Genomic DNA, 14804 nt, shown 5'->3' on the forward strand with positions numbered 1-14804 from the left:
TTTCTTCCATGCCTCTTTTGTCTGTTTCCTCATATCCCTTATTATATCATCAAATCTTTATTTTGGACACTCCCGCATTGCTCCCTTTTACCTTAAGCGTTGCCGCGGTTAAACTCCGTCGATTTCACCAAAAGCATAGGTAAATATGGAAAGGGCAGAGTTCAGCTTTTCCTTTCGTCCTTTGGGCTGATGAAAAAAACCTCGACAATCTCACCAAAGCGGCTTTGGTTATTTTCTGTGCCTTGAAGCATGGTAAACTGAGAGAGAAAAAGGTTATCATGGTTTTGTATGTAGCAGTTTGGAGTTGTCGTTATGGTGGATATAAACCGTTCTAAAAAATGTTAAATGCTCTTGACATTTTGAGTTTGGCGTGTATAATTAGAAATGTAAAGAACTTTTAACATTTTGAGGAGGTTTGTACCATGAAAAAATTTGACGAAATGGATAAGAAAATCCGTCTGCAATCTCAATCCCTTAGCTTTAGAATTACCCTTTTTCTTTTGGCTCTTTGGACTATCTACGAGGGCTATATCGCTTTTGTGACGAAACAAGCGACGAACTCTATCGCTGGGGACATCTTAGTCATTGTTCTTGTGTTTGAAGGTATCTATGAGCAAATCCTGAAACACCAAATGGTCGAAGGCGACGAGGAATACAAAGAACCTAATAAAGCTCTATTAACAGTCCTTGTAATCCTTGTCGCTGTAGCACTGATTGTTACTTTTGGCTCAATCTTGTTATTCAAATAAAACGAGTGGCAAATAATGAAAAACGATATTAAGCAACTAAGAAAAGCCGCAGGATTGCGTCAAGAAGATTTAGCAAATAAAGTAGGCGTAAGTAGACAGACAATCATTGCTGTGGAAAATGACAAATATGACCCTACATTGGAACTGGCTATGAAATTGGCCATAGCCTTGGACAAAAAAGTTGAGGACATTTTCTTTTTGAATTCTTTGAAACAAGTATAATTTGTTTGACACATCAAACATTGAAAAACCAAGCGCTTCGACACTGGCCAATCCTTAACAGGCAGCAAGCAGACAATCACGGTTCGCTTCAAAATCAGCAGGTAAAGGCCGCTAAACGAGAATATCCCACCCAACAACAGGCGGCGTTTACCACCAGCAGACAGAAGGAGAGGCGTATGTTCCTTTATATCTGCGGATTTTCGTCAAACCGACGAAGGGACCGGCAGTGAACGCATATTCACACAAAGAGTAAAAGGGCGGCACCTTGAAATATGTGTTGAAACCGCCGGGACGTCCGCCCGCGCCTTGCAAACCCCGCCGGGCTGTGGTAGGATAAGCAAAAACGGGAGGGGGGAGAAGCGCATGCAGACACTGGCGCCCGCGGGACGGCGGGCGGGACTGGACACCCTGCGGGGCGTGACCATCCTCAGCATGACCGCCTACCACGCCTGCTGGGACCTGGTCTACATATTCGGCGCAGACTGGCCCTGGTACCACGGCACCGGGGCGTACCTGTGGCAGCAGAGCATCTGCTGGACGTTCATCCTCCTCTCCGGCTATTGCTGGTCCCTGGGCCGTCACCGGCTGCGGCGGGGGCTGCTGGCCTTCGGCGGCGGGGCGCTGGTGAGCCTTGCGACCCTGCTCGTCATGCCGGAGGACCCGATCCTGTTCGGCGTTCTGACGTTTTTGGGCAGCGCGGCCCTGCTGCTGATCCCGCTGGAGCGGGTCCTGCGCCGGGTGCCCGCCTGGGCGGGGCTTGGGGGGAGCTTTGGACTGTTTTTGCTGCTGCGGGATGTGAACCGGGGCTTTTTGGGCTTTGAGGGCATCCGCCTGGCGGCCCTGCCCGCCTGGCTGTACCACGATCTGGGGACGGCGTTTTTGGGGTTCCCGCCGGAGGACTTTTTCTCCACGGATTATTTTTCCCTGTTCCCCTGGCTGTTCCTCTTCCTGACGGGGTATTTTCTGTACCGGGCGCTGGAGGGACGGGAGCGCGGCCGTGTGTGGGAATGGAGCGTCCCGGTGGTCAGCGCCATGGGGCGGCACTCCCTGGTGATCTATCTGCTGCACCAGCCCCTGGTGTACGGCCTGCTCCTGGCTGTGGACCGGCTGTTGAAAATTTGAGGAGCGGGACATCCTTCCGCCGCATTGACTTTCCGGCGGGAAAGCGGTACTATGATAGTGGCCGCGCCGGTGTGCGGCGACGGCCCCTGTGGGCCCCTTCCTGTGAAAGGGGCAATGTTATGGAGGAGGAAACTATGAAAAAACTATTCAGCAGCCTGCCGTTCCGCCTGCTTTTGGGCATCGTCATCGGCATTCTCTGCGGCCTGGTGTTCCCGGAGAGCATCATGAAGGTCATCGTCACCCTGCAATATATCATGGGCCAGCTCATCACCTTCTGCGTGCCCCTGATCATCATCGGCTTCATCGCCCCGTCCATCACCAAGCTGGGCGCCAACGCCTCCCGCCTGCTGGGCGTGGCGGTGGTCATCGCCTATGTGTCGTCCATCTGCGCGGCGTTCATGTCCACCGCCGCGGGCTATGCCCTGATCCCCCACCTGTCCATCGACACCAGCGTGGCGGGCCTGCGGGACCTGCCCCCGGTGGTGTTTGAGCTGAACATCCCCCAGATCATGAGCGTCATGAGCGCCCTGGTGCTGTCTGTGCTGGTGGGCCTGGCCGCCACCTGGACCAAGTCCCAAAAGACCATCGACATCCTGGCGGAGTTCCAGAACATCGTGCTGGACATCGTGGGCAAGATCATCATCCCCGTGCTGCCCTTCTATATCGCCTCCACCTTCTGCAACCTGAGCTATGAGGGCATGATCACCCGCCAGCTGCCCGCCTTTTTGCAGATCATCGTCATCGTCATGGTGGGCCACTACATCTGGCTGGCGGTGCTGTACCTGCTGGCCGGCGCCTACTCCGGAGAGAACCCCTGGGAGGTGCTGCGGCACTATGGCCCCGCCTACCTGACCGCCGTGGGCACCATGTCCTCCGCCGCCACCCTGGCCGTGGCCCTGGACGGCGCCCGCAAGAGCAAGGTGCTGCGGCATGACATGGTGAGCTTCGGCATCCCCCTGTTCGCCAACATCCACCTGTGCGGCTCCGTGCTGACGGAGGTGTTCTTCTGCATGACCATCTCCAAGATCCTGTACGGCCAGCTCCCCAGCGTCGGCACCATGATCCTGTTCTGCCTGCTGCTGGGCATCTTCGCCATCGGCGCTCCCGGCGTTCCCGGCGGCACTGTAATGGCCTCCCTGGGCCTCATCACCGGCGTGCTGCTGTTTGACGACGCCGGTACCGCCCTGATGCTGGCCATCTTCGCCCTGCAGGACAGCTTCGGCACCGCCTGCAACGTCACCGGCGACGGCGCGCTGACCCTGATGCTCACCGGCTATGTGGAAAAGCACGGCATCAAGGACGAGAACATCCAGTCTCCCATCCTGTAAGCAGAAAAGCGCCCAAGTCCGGGACCGCCAACAGCGGCCCCGGACTTTTTTTGCGCGTTTTGGGAAAGAATAGGGTTTAACACAGACTTTACAGACCCGTGGTGACGGATTTTACGCAGGACTGTCTATACTGGGACCATGCCCGGGAGGACCGGGCAAGACATATCAAAAGGAGACTGTGAAGATGAAACAGGTATTTGCACTTTTGCTGACTTTGACCCTGGCGCTCGCCCTGCTGGCGGGCTGCGGTGCTTCCAAGCCCGAGGAGCAGTCCACTGCCGACAATGCCGGGCAGAGCGCCCAGACTGAGACCGAGCTCAGCGGTGCGGTGTCCCTGAACGGCTCCACCTCCATGGAGAAGGTGGTGGGCGCGCTGAACGAGCAGTTCATGGCCGACAACGGCGGCGTGAGCGTCACCTATGACGCCACCGGCTCCGGCGCGGGCATCGAGGCCGCCAAGAGCGGCAGCGCCGATATCGGCCTCAGCTCCCGCGCCCTGAAGGATGAGGAGACCGCCGCCGGGCTGACGGGGACCACCGTGGCCCTGGATGGCATCGCCGTCATCGTCCAGGCCGGAAACCCGGTGGCGGACCTGACCGTGGAGCAGATCGGGAAGATCTTCACCGGGGAGATCACCGATTGGAGCCAGGTGGGCGGCGCCCCCGGCACCATCTCCTGCATCGGCCGGGAGGCCGCCTCCGGCACCCGGGACGGCTTTGAGTCCATCACCGGCACCAAGGACGTCTGCAAGCTGGACCAGGAGCTGACCTCCACCGGCGCTGTCATCGAGGCCGTGGCAGGCAGTCCCAACGCCATCGGCTACGCCTCCCTGTCCTCTGTGGAGGGGAAGGACACCGTGAAGGCCGTCACCGTGGGCGGCGTGGCCTGCACGGAGGAGACGGTCCTGGACGGCAGCTATGCCATCCAGCGGCCCTTTGTCCTGGTGACAAAGGAGGGGACGGCATTGAGCCCCCAGGCCCAGGCGTGGTTCGACTTTGCCACCTCCTCCGCGGCCAATGACCTCATCACCGCCGCCGGGGCCGTGCCCGCGGCAAAATAAAAAAACGCTGCTTTCGCCGGAGGCGGGTCCCGCAGGGACCCGTCCCCGCGGAACGCTTTGGGAAAGGAGCGCATTCTGATGGAACATGAGATCGCGGGGGTGTTCCGGGGCAATACCGGTCCCGCCATGGAGCGCCGGAGCCGCCGGGAGGCCGTGGAGTCCGCCGTCCACCTGCTGTTTCTGCTGTGCGGCGGGGTGGCGGTGGCCTTTGTGCTGTTCATCAGCGCCTATCTGATCGTCTCCGGCCTGCCCGCCATCCGGGAGATCGGCCTGGGGGACTTCCTCTTCGGGAAGGTCTGGGCACCTGCCGCCACGGCGGTGGAGCCGGCCTTCGGCATCCTGCCCTTTATCCTGACCTCCATCTACGGCACCGCCGGGGCCGTGGCGCTGGGGGTGCCCGTGGGCCTGATGACCGCCGTCTTTCTGGCAAAGGTGGCGCCCCCCGGGGCGGCGAAGGTCATCCGCACCGCCGTGGAGCTGCTGGCGGGCATCCCCTCGGTGGTGTACGGCCTGGTGGGCATGATCGTGCTGGTGCCCGCCATCCGGGACCTGTTCGGCCTCTCCTCCGGCGCCTGCCTGCTGGCGGCCATCGTGGTGCTGGCCATCATGATCCTGCCCTCCATCGTCAGCGTGTCGGAGACCGCCCTCCGGGCGGTGCCCAGGGAGTACGAGGAGGCGTCCCTGGCCCTGGGGGCCACGGAGATCGAGACCTATTTCCGCGTCTCCCTGCCCGCGGCGGGCAGCGGCGTGGCGACGGCGGTGGTGCTGGGAGTGGGCCGCGCCATCGGGGAGGCCATGGCCATCATCATGGTCTCCGGCAACGTGGCGAACATGCCGGGACTGTTCACCTCCGTCCGCTTTCTCACCACGGCCATCGCCTCGGAGATGTCCTACGCCTCCGTTGGCAGCCTGCAGCGCAATGCCCTGTACTCCATCGGCCTGGTGCTGTTTTTGTTCATCATGCTCATCAATGTGCTGCTGAACGTGTTCATCAAGCGCAGGAAGGAGGATTGACGGATGGACGAACAGAGATTATCCCCCAGCCGTCAGGCCTATGACCGGGGCCTGCGGGTGCTGCTGTGGCTCTGCGCGGGCCTGACCTGCGCCCTGCTGGTGTTTCTGATCGGCTATATCTTCTACCGGGGCCTGGGCAATATCACCTGGGAGCTGCTCTCCACCCAGACCAGCTATATCAAGGACACCATCGGCATCCTGCCCAACATTCTCAATACCCTCTATATCATCCTGGTGGCCATGGCCATCGTGCTGCCCCTGGGGGTGGGGGCGGCCATCTACCTGACGGAATACGCCGCGAACCACAGGCTGGTGTCCCTCATCGAGTTCGCCACGGAGACCCTGACGGGCATCCCATCCATCATCTTCGGTCTGGTGGGGATGCTGTTCTTTGTCCAGAAGATGCGGCTCCAGGCGGGCATCCTGGCAGGGGGACTGACGCTGGTGGTGATGATCCTGCCCACCATCGTCCGCACCACCCAGGAGAGCCTCAAGACCGTGCCCCAGTCCTACCGGGAGGGCGCGCTGGGCCTGGGGGCGGGGAAGTGGCACATGGTCCGCACCGTGGTGCTGCCAAACGCCGTGGACGGCATCGTCACCGGCTGCATCCTGGCGGTGGGGCGCATCGTGGGCGAGAGCGCGGCACTGCTGTTCACGGCGGGGCTGGGCCTGGTGCTCAACGGCTTTTTCACCGCCCTCAACGCCTCCTCCGCTACCTTGAGCGTGGCCCTGTACGTCTACGCCAACGAGCGGGGGGAGACCGGCGTGGCCTTTGCCATCGCCGCCATTTTGATGATCCTGACATTTCTCATCAACCTGGCCGCCAATGTGGTGGGCCGGAAGCTGAAACAGTAACGGAGGCGTTCTATGGCAACGATCATACAGGCAAAGGACCTGAATCTCTGGTACGGCCAGAACCACGCCCTCCACGGCGTGAGCGTGGAGATCCCGGAGCGGGAGATCACGGCCTTTATCGGCCCCTCCGGCTGCGGCAAGTCCACCTTCCTGCGGACGCTGAACCGCATGAACGACCTGATCCCCATTGTGAAGATCACCGGCGAGGTGGACTTCCACGGGCAGAACATCTACGACGGCGGCGTGGACCCCACCTGGCTGCGAAAGCGCATCGGCATGGTGTTCCAGAAGGCCAACCCCTTTCCCATGAGCATCTATGACAACGTGGCCTATGGCCCCCGGACCCACGGCGTCCGCTCCAGGGTGCAGCTGGACGAGATCGTGGAGAACTCCCTCCGGGCCGCCGCCATCTGGGACGAGGTGAAGGACCGGCTGAAAAAGAGCGCCCTGGGGCTCTCCGGGGGCCAGCAGCAGCGGCTGTGCATCGCCCGGGCCCTGGCGGTGGAGCCGGAGGTGCTGCTGATGGACGAGTCCACCAGCGCCCTGGATCCTATTTCCACCTCGAAGATCGAAGACCTTGCGGCGGAGCTGAAAAACAGGTATACTGTGATCATGGTGACCCACAACATGCAGCAGGCCGCCCGGGTCTCCGACAACACCGCCTTCTTCCTGCTGGGAGAGCTGGTGGAGTTCGGAAGGACGGAGCAGCTGTTCTCCACCCCCAGGGACAAGCGCACCGAGGACTACATCACTGGACGCTTCGGATAAGAGGAGGAGAACAGATGCGAAACAGGTTTGACGAGCAGCTGAAACGGCTGCATGTGGAATTGATCCAGATGGGCGCCCTCTGCGAGGACGCCATCTCCGCCGCCGCGGAGGCCCTGCTGAAGGGGGACGAGGCCCTGGCGGAGACCGCCATCGAGAAGGAGCGGGAGATCGACCAGGCCGAGCGGGAGGTGGAGAACCTCTGTTTGAAGCTGCTGCTCCAGCAGCAGCCGGTGGCCCGGGACCTGCGGGAGATCTCCGCGGCGCTGAAGATGATCTCCGACCTGGAGCGCATCGGCGACCAGGCGGCGGACATCGCGGAGCTGACCCGCTATGTGCGCCTGCCGGATGACTCTCACGCCCTTCATATCGGAGACATGGCCCGCTCCGTGATCCGCATGGTGACGGACAGCGTGGACTCCTTTGTGAAGCGGGACCTGGCGCTGGCCCGGTCGGTCTGCGGGGCCGACGACCAGGTGGACGCCCTGTTCCGGCAGGTGAAGGAGGAGCTGATCGCGCTCATCGCCGCCGACGCGGCCTACGGCGAACAGGGCCTGGACCTGCTGATGGTGGCGAAGTATCTGGAGCGCATCGGCGACCACGCCACCAATGTGGCGGAGTGGGTGGAGTACAGCATCACGGGAGCGCACCCATCCGGTCAATAAAAGCGGGAGCCGGATCCCGCGCAAGGAGGAGACACGCATGCTGACCTTTGAGGACGTGAAGCGCAATGAGACCATCCGCACCTATATCCAGCGGGCGGACGAGTCACTGACCGCCCTGGGCTACACGGAGCACAGCTTCGCCCATGTGACGGCGGTGGCGGAGAACGCCGGGTATATCCTGGAGACCCTGGACTATCCGGCCAGAACGGCGGAGCTGGCGAGGATCGCCGGATACCTCCACGACATCGGCAATCTGGTCAACCGCGTGGACCACTCCCAGTCCGGGGCGGTGATGGCCTTCCGCATCCTGGACAGCCTGGGCTGCGACCCCGGCGAGATCGCCACCATCGTCACCGCCATCGGCAACCACGACGAGGGCACGGGCCTGCCGGTGAACGCCGTGGCGGCGGCGCTGATCCTGGCGGACAAGTCCGACGTCCGCCGCAGCCGGGTGCGGAACACGGACTTGAGCAGCTTTGACATCCATGACCGGGTGAACTACTCGGTCAAGCGGTCCCTGCTGAAGATCAACGAGGAGCATACGCTCATCAAGCTGAAGCTGTCCGTGGACACGAAATACGGGTCCGTGATGGACTATTTTGAGATCTTCATGCAGCGGATGATCCTCTGCCGCAAGGCGGCGGAGAAGCTGGGCCTGCAATTCAAGCTGATGATCAATGAGCAGCAGCTGATCTGAGGGGGCGCCTGGGCGCGCCCCGCACATCCGCCCCGGAGACAGAAAGGGGAGTTTTCCATGATCTATTTATTGGAGGATGACGCCAGCATCCGCGATTTCGTCGTCTACACCCTGAACAGCCAGGGCATGGAGGCCCAGGGCTTTGATCGCCCCTCGGCGTTCTGGGCGGCCGTGGAGGAGCGGGTGCCCGCTCTGGCGCTGCTGGACGTCATGCTGCCGGAGGAGGACGGCGTCTCCGTCCTGAAAAAACTGCGGGCCGCGCCCCGCACGGCAAAGCTGCCTGTCATCATGCTGACGGCCAAGGGCACGGAGTACGACAAGGTGCTGGGCCTGGACGCCGGGGCCGACGACTACGTGGCCAAGCCCTTCGGCATGCTGGAGCTGCTCTCCCGCATCCGGGCGGTCCTGCGGCGGACGGCGGCGGAGCCGGAGCTTCTCCAATGCGGCGCTTTGGCGGTGGACGCCGCAGGCCACACCGTGACCGTGGCGGGGCGGGCCGTGGTCCTGACGCAGAAGGAGTTTGAACTGCTGGCCCTTCTCCTGCGGCACAGGGGCCAGGTCCTCTCCCGGGAGCGGCTGATCCGGGAGGTGTGGGGCTATGCCTTCACCGGGGAGAGCCGCACTGTGGACGTCCACGTCCGCACCCTGCGGCAGAAGCTGGGCGAGGCGGGGGCGTACATCGAAACAGTCAGAGGCTACGGCTACAAGATCAGCCCGGAAAGCGGAGCGGCGACATGAAGCGGCAGATCTTCCGCGCCATCCTGACGGTGGCCCTGGCGGTGCTGCTGTCCGGCGTGGCGCTCATCATGGGGGTGCTGTGCGGCTATTTTCAGGACCGGATGACGGCGGAGCTGGCCAAGAGCACCGCCTACATCGCCCACGGCCTGGAGACCCAGGGGCGCGCTTACCTGACCGGCGGCCTGCCGAGGGACAGCCGGGTGACCTGGGTGGCCGCCGACGGCACAGTGCTGTTCGACAGCCGGGAGGACCCCGCCGGTATGGAGAACCACGCCGGGCGGGAGGAGATCCGGGACGCGCTGCTGCTGGGGCACGGCGCCGCGGTCCGGCATTCCGACACCCTGTCACAAAAGACGGTGTACTATGCCCTGCGGCTGGAGGACGGCTCCGTGCTGCGGCTGGCGGAGACGCAGTACTCCCTCTGGCTCCTGCTGCTCCAGGCCATGCAGCCGGTGGCCCTGGTGGTGCTGCTGGCGGCCTGTCTGGCCCTCTGGCTGGCGGGACGGGTGTCCCGGCGGCTGGTGGAGCCCATCAACGCCATTGACCTGGACGAGCCGGACAGCGCCGCCTACGAGGAGCTGGCCCCGCTGGTGGGCAGGCTCCGCAGCCAGAATCTCCGCATCCGGCGGCAGGTGGCGGACCTCCGGCGGCAGCGGGAGGAGTTTGCCGCCATCACGGAGAACATGAGCGAGGGACTGCTGGTGATCGACCGGGAGACCCAGGTGCTGTCCTATAACACCGCCGCCCTGCGGCTGCTGGGGGTGGAGGGGCCTGTGGAGGCGGGAGAGAGCGTTTTGGCGCTGGACCGGGAGGCGGGCTTCCGCCGCTGCGTGGAGGAGGCCCTGGCGGGCCGCCGCCGGGAGGAGCTGCTGGGGGACCTCTGCCGGCGGGTGCTGGCAAGCCCTGTGGAGCAGGACGGCGCTGTTGCCGGGGCGGTGCTTCTGGTGCTGGACGTGACGGAGAGGGAACAGCGGGAGGCCCTGCGGCGGGAATTTACCGCCAATGTGTCCCACGAGCTGAAAACGCCCCTGACCGCCATCCTGGGCACGGCGGAGATTTTGGAAAACGGCCTGGTAAAGCCGGGGGACATCCCCCACTTTGCTGGAAATATCCGCCGGGAGGCCCAGCGGCTGATCGGACTGGTGAACGATATCATCAAGCTCTCCCGCCTGGATGAGGGCGGCCCCACGGCCCAGTGGGAGACGGTGGACCTGTACCGGACCGCCGAAGACGTTCTGGAACAGCTGCGCCCTGCGGCGGAGCGGAAACAGGTGACCGTGACCCTGGAGGGCGGCGCCGCGCCGGTCCGGGGAGTGCCTCAGATCGTGGAGGAGATCGTCTACAACCTCTGCGACAACGCGGTGGCCTACAACCGCATAGGCGGCAGCGTGGCCGTCACGGTGTCCGCCGGAACGGAGGGCGGCCGAATCGCGGTGTCCGACACCGGCACCGGCATCCCGCGGGAGGCCCGGGAGCGGGTGTTCGAGCGGTTCTACCGGGTGGACAAGAGCCACTCCGGCGGGGGGACAGGACTGGGCCTTTCCATCGTCAAGCACGGCGCGGCCTATCTGGGCGCCCGGGTGGAGCTGGACAGCGAGCCCGGCCGGGGCAGCACCTTTACCGTGACCTTCCCGCCGGTGGGACCGTGAGCGGGCTGCCGCCGAAGGGGGCGGACCTTATAGCAAACTTTAGAAATACTGACAACAGTTCGGAGGGTATAGACAGCGCATGACTGCGTCTTCCTCCTTGACGGGCGACAGCCCGCCTGCGTCGTCATCCTTGCCCTGCGCCGCCTCTACGCTCCTCCTTTGCTGTCATTATTTTTGAAGTTTGCTATAGAACCTGTATTCATAAGGTTTAACACCGTCTGGGCGGGTCTTTTCCCGCCATACTGCGCTGCTTTTTCTTGAAATACACAAACTTCCTGGGGCAAAGCGCCTTGTCTGCCGGGAAAATCTCTCGCCCAGACGGCATTCCCCGCTTGTGCACACAGGTCCTTACATACGCAAAAAGCCTGCCGCAGGCATCGCGGCAGGCTTTTTGACTTTCCGCCCTATCAGTCCGACATAATGGCCCGGACGGCCTCGGCGGTGGTGGAATTGGGAAACAGCTCGTAGCCGATCAGCCCCTGATAGCCCGCCTCCTTCAGGCAGGCGTATACCCGGCGGAAGTTGATCTCCCCGGTGCCCGGCTCATGGCGGCCCGGCGCGTCCGCCACATGGACATGGCCGATCTGGGCGCCATAGGCCCGGATGTTGCCGCAGAGACTGCCCTCGTTGAGCTGCATGTGGTAGACGTCATAGAGGATCTTCAGCATGGGGGAGCCGACCATGGCCGTCAGCTCCGCTGCCATCCGGGTGGCGGCAAGGAAGTTCCCCGGATGGTCCGTGGTGGTGTTCAAAGCCTCTAAGTGCATGCGGACGCCGGTCTCCTCCCCGAGCCTGGCGCAGTCGTGGAGGGTATCGAACATGGCGCAGAGCTTCACGGTATGGGACAGCGCATCGCAGCGGTCCGCCACCGCGCCGCCCTCTCCCAGGGCATTGGAGTGGATGGTGAGAGAGCGGGCACCCACCTGCCGGGCGGCCTCGGCGCTCCGCCGCAGGAAGGCCAGATAGTCCGCCTTCTGGGCCGGGTCGATGAGGGAAAAGGCCGCGTCCCCGTTGAAGCCGGAGATCAGGATGCCGGCGGCCTGAGCGGCGGCCCTCACGGCGGCCAGGTCCTTGTCCGTCCAGCTCCAGAATTCCACGGCTCCAAAGCCGTCGCGCTTCGCCGCCTGGAAGCGGTCCAGAAAGGGAAGCTCTGTATATAATGTCTCGATGCAGGCGCATTTGATGAAGTCCATAGGGGGACCCTCCTTGCCGTTCGTTACGTCCAGTCTATCTGTTTTTTCCGTGTTTTTCAATAGCGGGGAAAAAATCCGCGGAAAATCGACAACAAAAGGGAATATCCGACAAAAATATGCCGCTCTGTAGTGGGATATTCGCCCAATTCCGGCACATACTACCCCTATTGACGGAGGTGGCATATGGAGAACCTTTCAAACAGCTACATGGACAATGTGCGCCTGTTCAACGAGACGCTGGGGGTGGAGCGCAGCTGCGACGTGGTCAGCCGGGACTATATCATCGGCGGCAAGCGGGCCCGGCTGTGGGTCATCGACGGCTACGGCAAGGACGAGACCCTGGAGCGGATGGGCGCCTTCTGGCTGTCCATACAGGCGGCGGACATGGAGAACCTGACGGAGATGCAGGCCTTTGCGGACCGCTTCATCACCTTTTCAGAGACCAACGTCAGCTTTGACGTGGACGACATCGTGACCTCGGTGCTGCTGGGCAAGAGCCTGCTGCTGATGGAGGGCCTGTCCGGCGGCGCGCTGATGGACTGCAAGGACTATCCCAGCCGGAGCGTGGGGGAGCCGATGGACGGCAAGGTCCTCCGGGGCTCCCACGACGGCTTCGTGGAGGCGGTGGTGCCCAATATGGCCCTGCTGCGCCGCCGCATCCGGGACCCCCACCTGACCATGGAGGGCCACAAGGTGGGCACCCGCTCCCACACCGACGCGGTGCTGTGCTATCTGGACGACAAGGTGGACCAAAAGCTGCTGGCGCAGATCCGGAGCAAGCTGGAGAACATCGATGTAAAGTCCCTCTCCATGTCACAGGAGAGCGTGGCGGAGACCATCCGCCCCAAGCAGTGGTACAACCCCTTCCCCAAGGTGCGCTACACCGAGCGGCCGGACAGCGCCGCCGCCAGCATCATGGAGGGCAACATCGTTTTGATGGTGGACAACTCCCCCTCGGTGATGATCCTGCCCACCACCTTTTTCGACTTCACCCAGGAGGCCAATGAGTTTTACTTTCCGCCCCTCATCGGCACGTATCTCCGGCTGCTGCGGATCATCGTGTTTCTGATCTCCCTGTTCATCACGCCGGCCTGGTATCTGATGGTCAGCGAGCCGGGACGGCTGCCGGAGTGGCTGGACTTTTTATCCTCGCCGGAGCCGGCGTCCCTGGGACTGCTGAGCCAGCTGCTGGTGGTGGAATTCCTCATCGACGTTTTGAAGCTGGCGTCCCTGAACACGCCGGACTCCCTGTCCAACTCCTTCTCCATGCTGGGAGCGCTGATCCTGGGCGATTTCGCCGTCCAGGCGGGCTGGCTGGGGCCGGAGGTGCTGGTGTATATGGCTTTCGTGTCCGTGGCGGGCTTTGCCCAGCCCAGCTATGAGATGGGCTACGCCTTCAAGCTGCTGCGGGTGGTTCTGCTGCTGGTGACGGCGGCCTTTGACGTGTGGGGCTTTGCGCTGGGGACCCTGGGGATCCTGGTGCTGCTGGCCACCACAAAGCCCATGGTGGGCACGGGGTATCTCTATCCGCTGATCCCCTTCAACGGCAAGGCGCTGCGGCGGCTGCTGATCCGGGAGCCGATCAGCCGGGATAATACCTGAAAGGCGGTTGGGAGGTTTTCCGGCCACGGGCCGGGGACGGGGGATGTGCCGCTTTGCGGCACGGGAATGAATCCCCATTTTCTTTTCGGTTGCGCCGAAAAGAAAACCCTCCAGAGGGCCTTCTCGCCGCTGCGCGGCTCACCTTGACGGCCGTTCACGGTCAAAAGAAAAGGCGCTTTGGTGTCCACAATTGGCCCATCGGGCCAACTGTGGACGAGACGTGGGGTCCCAGAAAGAGACCGATGGAGGTCGATGCTGGATTCTGTGTTGGGCGCGGGCACGGTTTTGCTGAAGCGTTTGGCTTTGCGCCACGCAAATGGGAATTGCGGGGACGGGCAAAGACTGCAAGGACCAGCGGTTCCTTTCGCTGCCGCTCTTTGATTCCTTGCGGAAGCGTCTGCGTGTGGGCCTTATATGGGACCAGACATTGTTGAAAGCCTTTCGACGACCACCCTAAATCCGCACCCAAGCCTCCAAATCTGCACCCACGCCCCCCAAATGCGGACACGTACTCCTAAACTCGTATTCAGTCCGGCGCACCCGCCAGAGGCCGATTTGACCACCCAGGTAGTGTGTAGCGAAGCGGAACACACGGGGCTTGTTGCTGAAAGCCTTTCGATGACCACCCCGAATCCGCACCCACGCCCCCAAATGCGGCAACGCAGTCCTAAACTCGTACCCAGTATAGCGCACCCGGCAGAAGACTTCTGGGCTTGGTGGCACATCTAACCACCAACCCCCGTCCGTCCAACTTTACCCCAGAGGGGCAAAGTTGGACACCCCCAAAGCGTTTTTCTTTTGGACCGTGCACGGCCGTCAAGGTGAGCCGCGCAGCGGCGAGAAGGCCCTCTGGAGGGTTTTCTTTGGCGCAACCAAAGAAAATGGGGGGTGCATTCCCGCACGGCAAAGCCGTGCACCCCTCCGTCCCCGCCTGCGGCGGAAAAAATCCCCGTCCCGCGCCCGAGGCGCGAAATCCCCCGTCCCCGCCCTGTGGGCGGAAACTCTCATCCTGTGCCCATAGCGCGAGCCCTGCTCGATCAAGAGGAGCGTATATAGCGCAATCCGTTTCAACGAAATAGGGGGCATCCCCATCAGCCAACGCTGATAAAAAAGCGGGGAGCGGGCCATGTGGCCCGCTCCCCGCC

14 protein-coding genes are annotated in these 14804 nt (G+C 62.4%); 13 read left to right on the forward strand and 1 reads right to left on the reverse strand.

Translation table 11 applies throughout. The features are described from left to right. Positions 1–422: 422 nt before the first annotated feature. From Q0Z71_RS14430 to Q0Z71_RS14485, 12 genes are all read left to right on the forward strand, one after another. Positions 423–749, forward strand: a complete 327-nt coding sequence (locus tag Q0Z71_RS14430) for a hypothetical protein (RefSeq protein ID WP_298024282.1) — start codon at positions 423–425, stop codon at positions 747–749. Between the two features lie 15 nt (positions 750–764). Further along, positions 765–971 carry a helix-turn-helix transcriptional regulator gene (locus tag Q0Z71_RS14435; protein ID WP_298024284.1) on the forward strand — a complete coding sequence of 69 codons (207 nt, stop codon included), beginning with the start codon at positions 765–767 and terminating at the stop codon, positions 969–971. A gap of 363 nt (positions 972–1334) precedes the next feature. After that, positions 1335–2093 (forward strand): heparan-alpha-glucosaminide N-acetyltransferase, encoded by a 759-nt coding sequence (locus Q0Z71_RS14440; protein WP_298024286.1) that lies wholly within the window; start codon positions 1335–1337, stop codon positions 2091–2093. Between the two features lie 134 nt (positions 2094–2227). Next, complete coding sequence (locus tag Q0Z71_RS14445; protein WP_298024288.1) at positions 2228–3421, forward strand: dicarboxylate/amino acid:cation symporter; 1194 nt, start codon at positions 2228–2230, stop codon at positions 3419–3421. Positions 3422–3605: 184 nt separating this feature from the next. Continuing rightward, positions 3606–4481 carry a phosphate ABC transporter substrate-binding protein gene (locus Q0Z71_RS14450; RefSeq protein ID WP_298024290.1) on the forward strand — a complete coding sequence of 292 codons (876 nt, stop codon included), beginning with the start codon at positions 3606–3608 and terminating at the stop codon, positions 4479–4481. Between the two features lie 126 nt (positions 4482–4607). Continuing rightward, positions 4608–5495, forward strand: coding sequence for a phosphate ABC transporter permease subunit PstC (pstC, locus tag Q0Z71_RS14455; protein ID WP_298024347.1), 888 nt, complete (start codon positions 4608–4610; stop codon positions 5493–5495). Between the two features lie 3 nt (positions 5496–5498). Then, positions 5499–6350, forward strand: coding sequence for a phosphate ABC transporter permease PstA (gene pstA, locus Q0Z71_RS14460; RefSeq protein ID WP_298024292.1), 852 nt, complete (start codon positions 5499–5501; stop codon positions 6348–6350). A gap of 12 nt (positions 6351–6362) precedes the next feature. Beyond that, positions 6363–7118, forward strand: a complete 756-nt coding sequence (gene pstB, locus Q0Z71_RS14465; protein WP_298024295.1) for a phosphate ABC transporter ATP-binding protein PstB — start codon at positions 6363–6365, stop codon at positions 7116–7118. Positions 7119–7132: 14 nt separating this feature from the next. Next, positions 7133–7780, forward strand: coding sequence for a phosphate signaling complex protein PhoU (gene phoU / locus Q0Z71_RS14470; RefSeq protein WP_298024297.1), 648 nt, complete (start codon positions 7133–7135; stop codon positions 7778–7780). Between the two features lie 37 nt (positions 7781–7817). Further along, a complete protein-coding gene (locus Q0Z71_RS14475; RefSeq protein WP_298024299.1) occupies positions 7818–8477 on the forward strand; it encodes an HD domain-containing protein in 660 nt (219 codons plus the stop codon). Positions 8478–8534: 57 nt separating this feature from the next. Further along, positions 8535–9215, forward strand: coding sequence for a response regulator transcription factor (locus Q0Z71_RS14480; protein ID WP_298024301.1), 681 nt, complete (start codon positions 8535–8537; stop codon positions 9213–9215). Continuing rightward, entirely contained in the window at positions 9212–10864 is a 1653-nt protein-coding gene (locus tag Q0Z71_RS14485; protein ID WP_298024303.1) for an ATP-binding protein, read from the forward strand. Before Q0Z71_RS14480 ends, Q0Z71_RS14485 begins: the two co-directional genes overlap by 4 nt. A 407-nt stretch (positions 10865–11271) precedes the next feature. Here Q0Z71_RS14485 and Q0Z71_RS14490 read toward each other — a convergent pair whose 3' ends face one another. Then, on the reverse strand, positions 11272–12057 hold the full coding sequence (locus Q0Z71_RS14490; RefSeq protein ID WP_298024305.1) for a TIM barrel protein: 786 nt from the start codon (positions 12055–12057) through the stop codon (positions 11272–11274). A gap of 183 nt (positions 12058–12240) precedes the next feature. Between Q0Z71_RS14490 and Q0Z71_RS14495 the strand changes: the two genes are divergently transcribed. Next, positions 12241–13659: a spore germination protein gene (locus Q0Z71_RS14495; RefSeq protein WP_298024307.1), complete on the forward strand. Its 1419-nt coding sequence runs from the start codon at positions 12241–12243 to the stop codon at positions 13657–13659. Positions 13660–14804: the final 1145 nt, after the last annotated feature.

Source organism: uncultured Dysosmobacter sp., assembly GCF_947631635.1.
Lineage (GTDB): Bacteria > Bacillota > Clostridia > Oscillospirales > Oscillospiraceae > Oscillibacter.

Excerpts from the sequence above, each read along its gene's own strand:
- pstB (WP_298024295.1), top strand. The coding sequence starts at position 6,363 with ATGGCAACGATCATACAGGCAAAGGACCTGAATCTCTGGTACGGCCAG.
- Q0Z71_RS14450 (WP_298024290.1), top strand. The coding sequence starts at position 3,606 with ATGAAACAGGTATTTGCACTTTTGCTGACTTTGACCCTGGCGCTCGCC.
- Q0Z71_RS14485 (WP_298024303.1), top strand. The coding sequence starts at position 9,212 with ATGAAGCGGCAGATCTTCCGCGCCATCCTGACGGTGGCCCTGGCGGTG.
- Q0Z71_RS14435 (WP_298024284.1), top strand. The coding sequence starts at position 765 with ATGAAAAACGATATTAAGCAACTAAGAAAAGCCGCAGGATTGCGTCAA.
- Q0Z71_RS14495 (WP_298024307.1), top strand. The coding sequence starts at position 12,241 with ATGGAGAACCTTTCAAACAGCTACATGGACAATGTGCGCCTGTTCAAC.
- Q0Z71_RS14480 (WP_298024301.1), top strand. The coding sequence starts at position 8,535 with ATGATCTATTTATTGGAGGATGACGCCAGCATCCGCGATTTCGTCGTC.
- Q0Z71_RS14430 (WP_298024282.1), top strand. The coding sequence starts at position 423 with ATGAAAAAATTTGACGAAATGGATAAGAAAATCCGTCTGCAATCTCAA.
- Q0Z71_RS14440 (WP_298024286.1), top strand. The coding sequence starts at position 1,335 with ATGCAGACACTGGCGCCCGCGGGACGGCGGGCGGGACTGGACACCCTG.
- Q0Z71_RS14475 (WP_298024299.1), top strand. The coding sequence starts at position 7,818 with ATGCTGACCTTTGAGGACGTGAAGCGCAATGAGACCATCCGCACCTAT.
- Q0Z71_RS14445 (WP_298024288.1), top strand. The coding sequence starts at position 2,228 with ATGAAAAAACTATTCAGCAGCCTGCCGTTCCGCCTGCTTTTGGGCATC.
- Q0Z71_RS14490 (WP_298024305.1), bottom strand. The coding sequence starts at position 12,057 with ATGGACTTCATCAAATGCGCCTGCATCGAGACATTATATACAGAGCTT.
- pstC (WP_298024347.1), top strand. The coding sequence starts at position 4,608 with ATGGAGCGCCGGAGCCGCCGGGAGGCCGTGGAGTCCGCCGTCCACCTG.
- pstA (WP_298024292.1), top strand. The coding sequence starts at position 5,499 with ATGGACGAACAGAGATTATCCCCCAGCCGTCAGGCCTATGACCGGGGC.
- phoU (WP_298024297.1), top strand. The coding sequence starts at position 7,133 with ATGCGAAACAGGTTTGACGAGCAGCTGAAACGGCTGCATGTGGAATTG.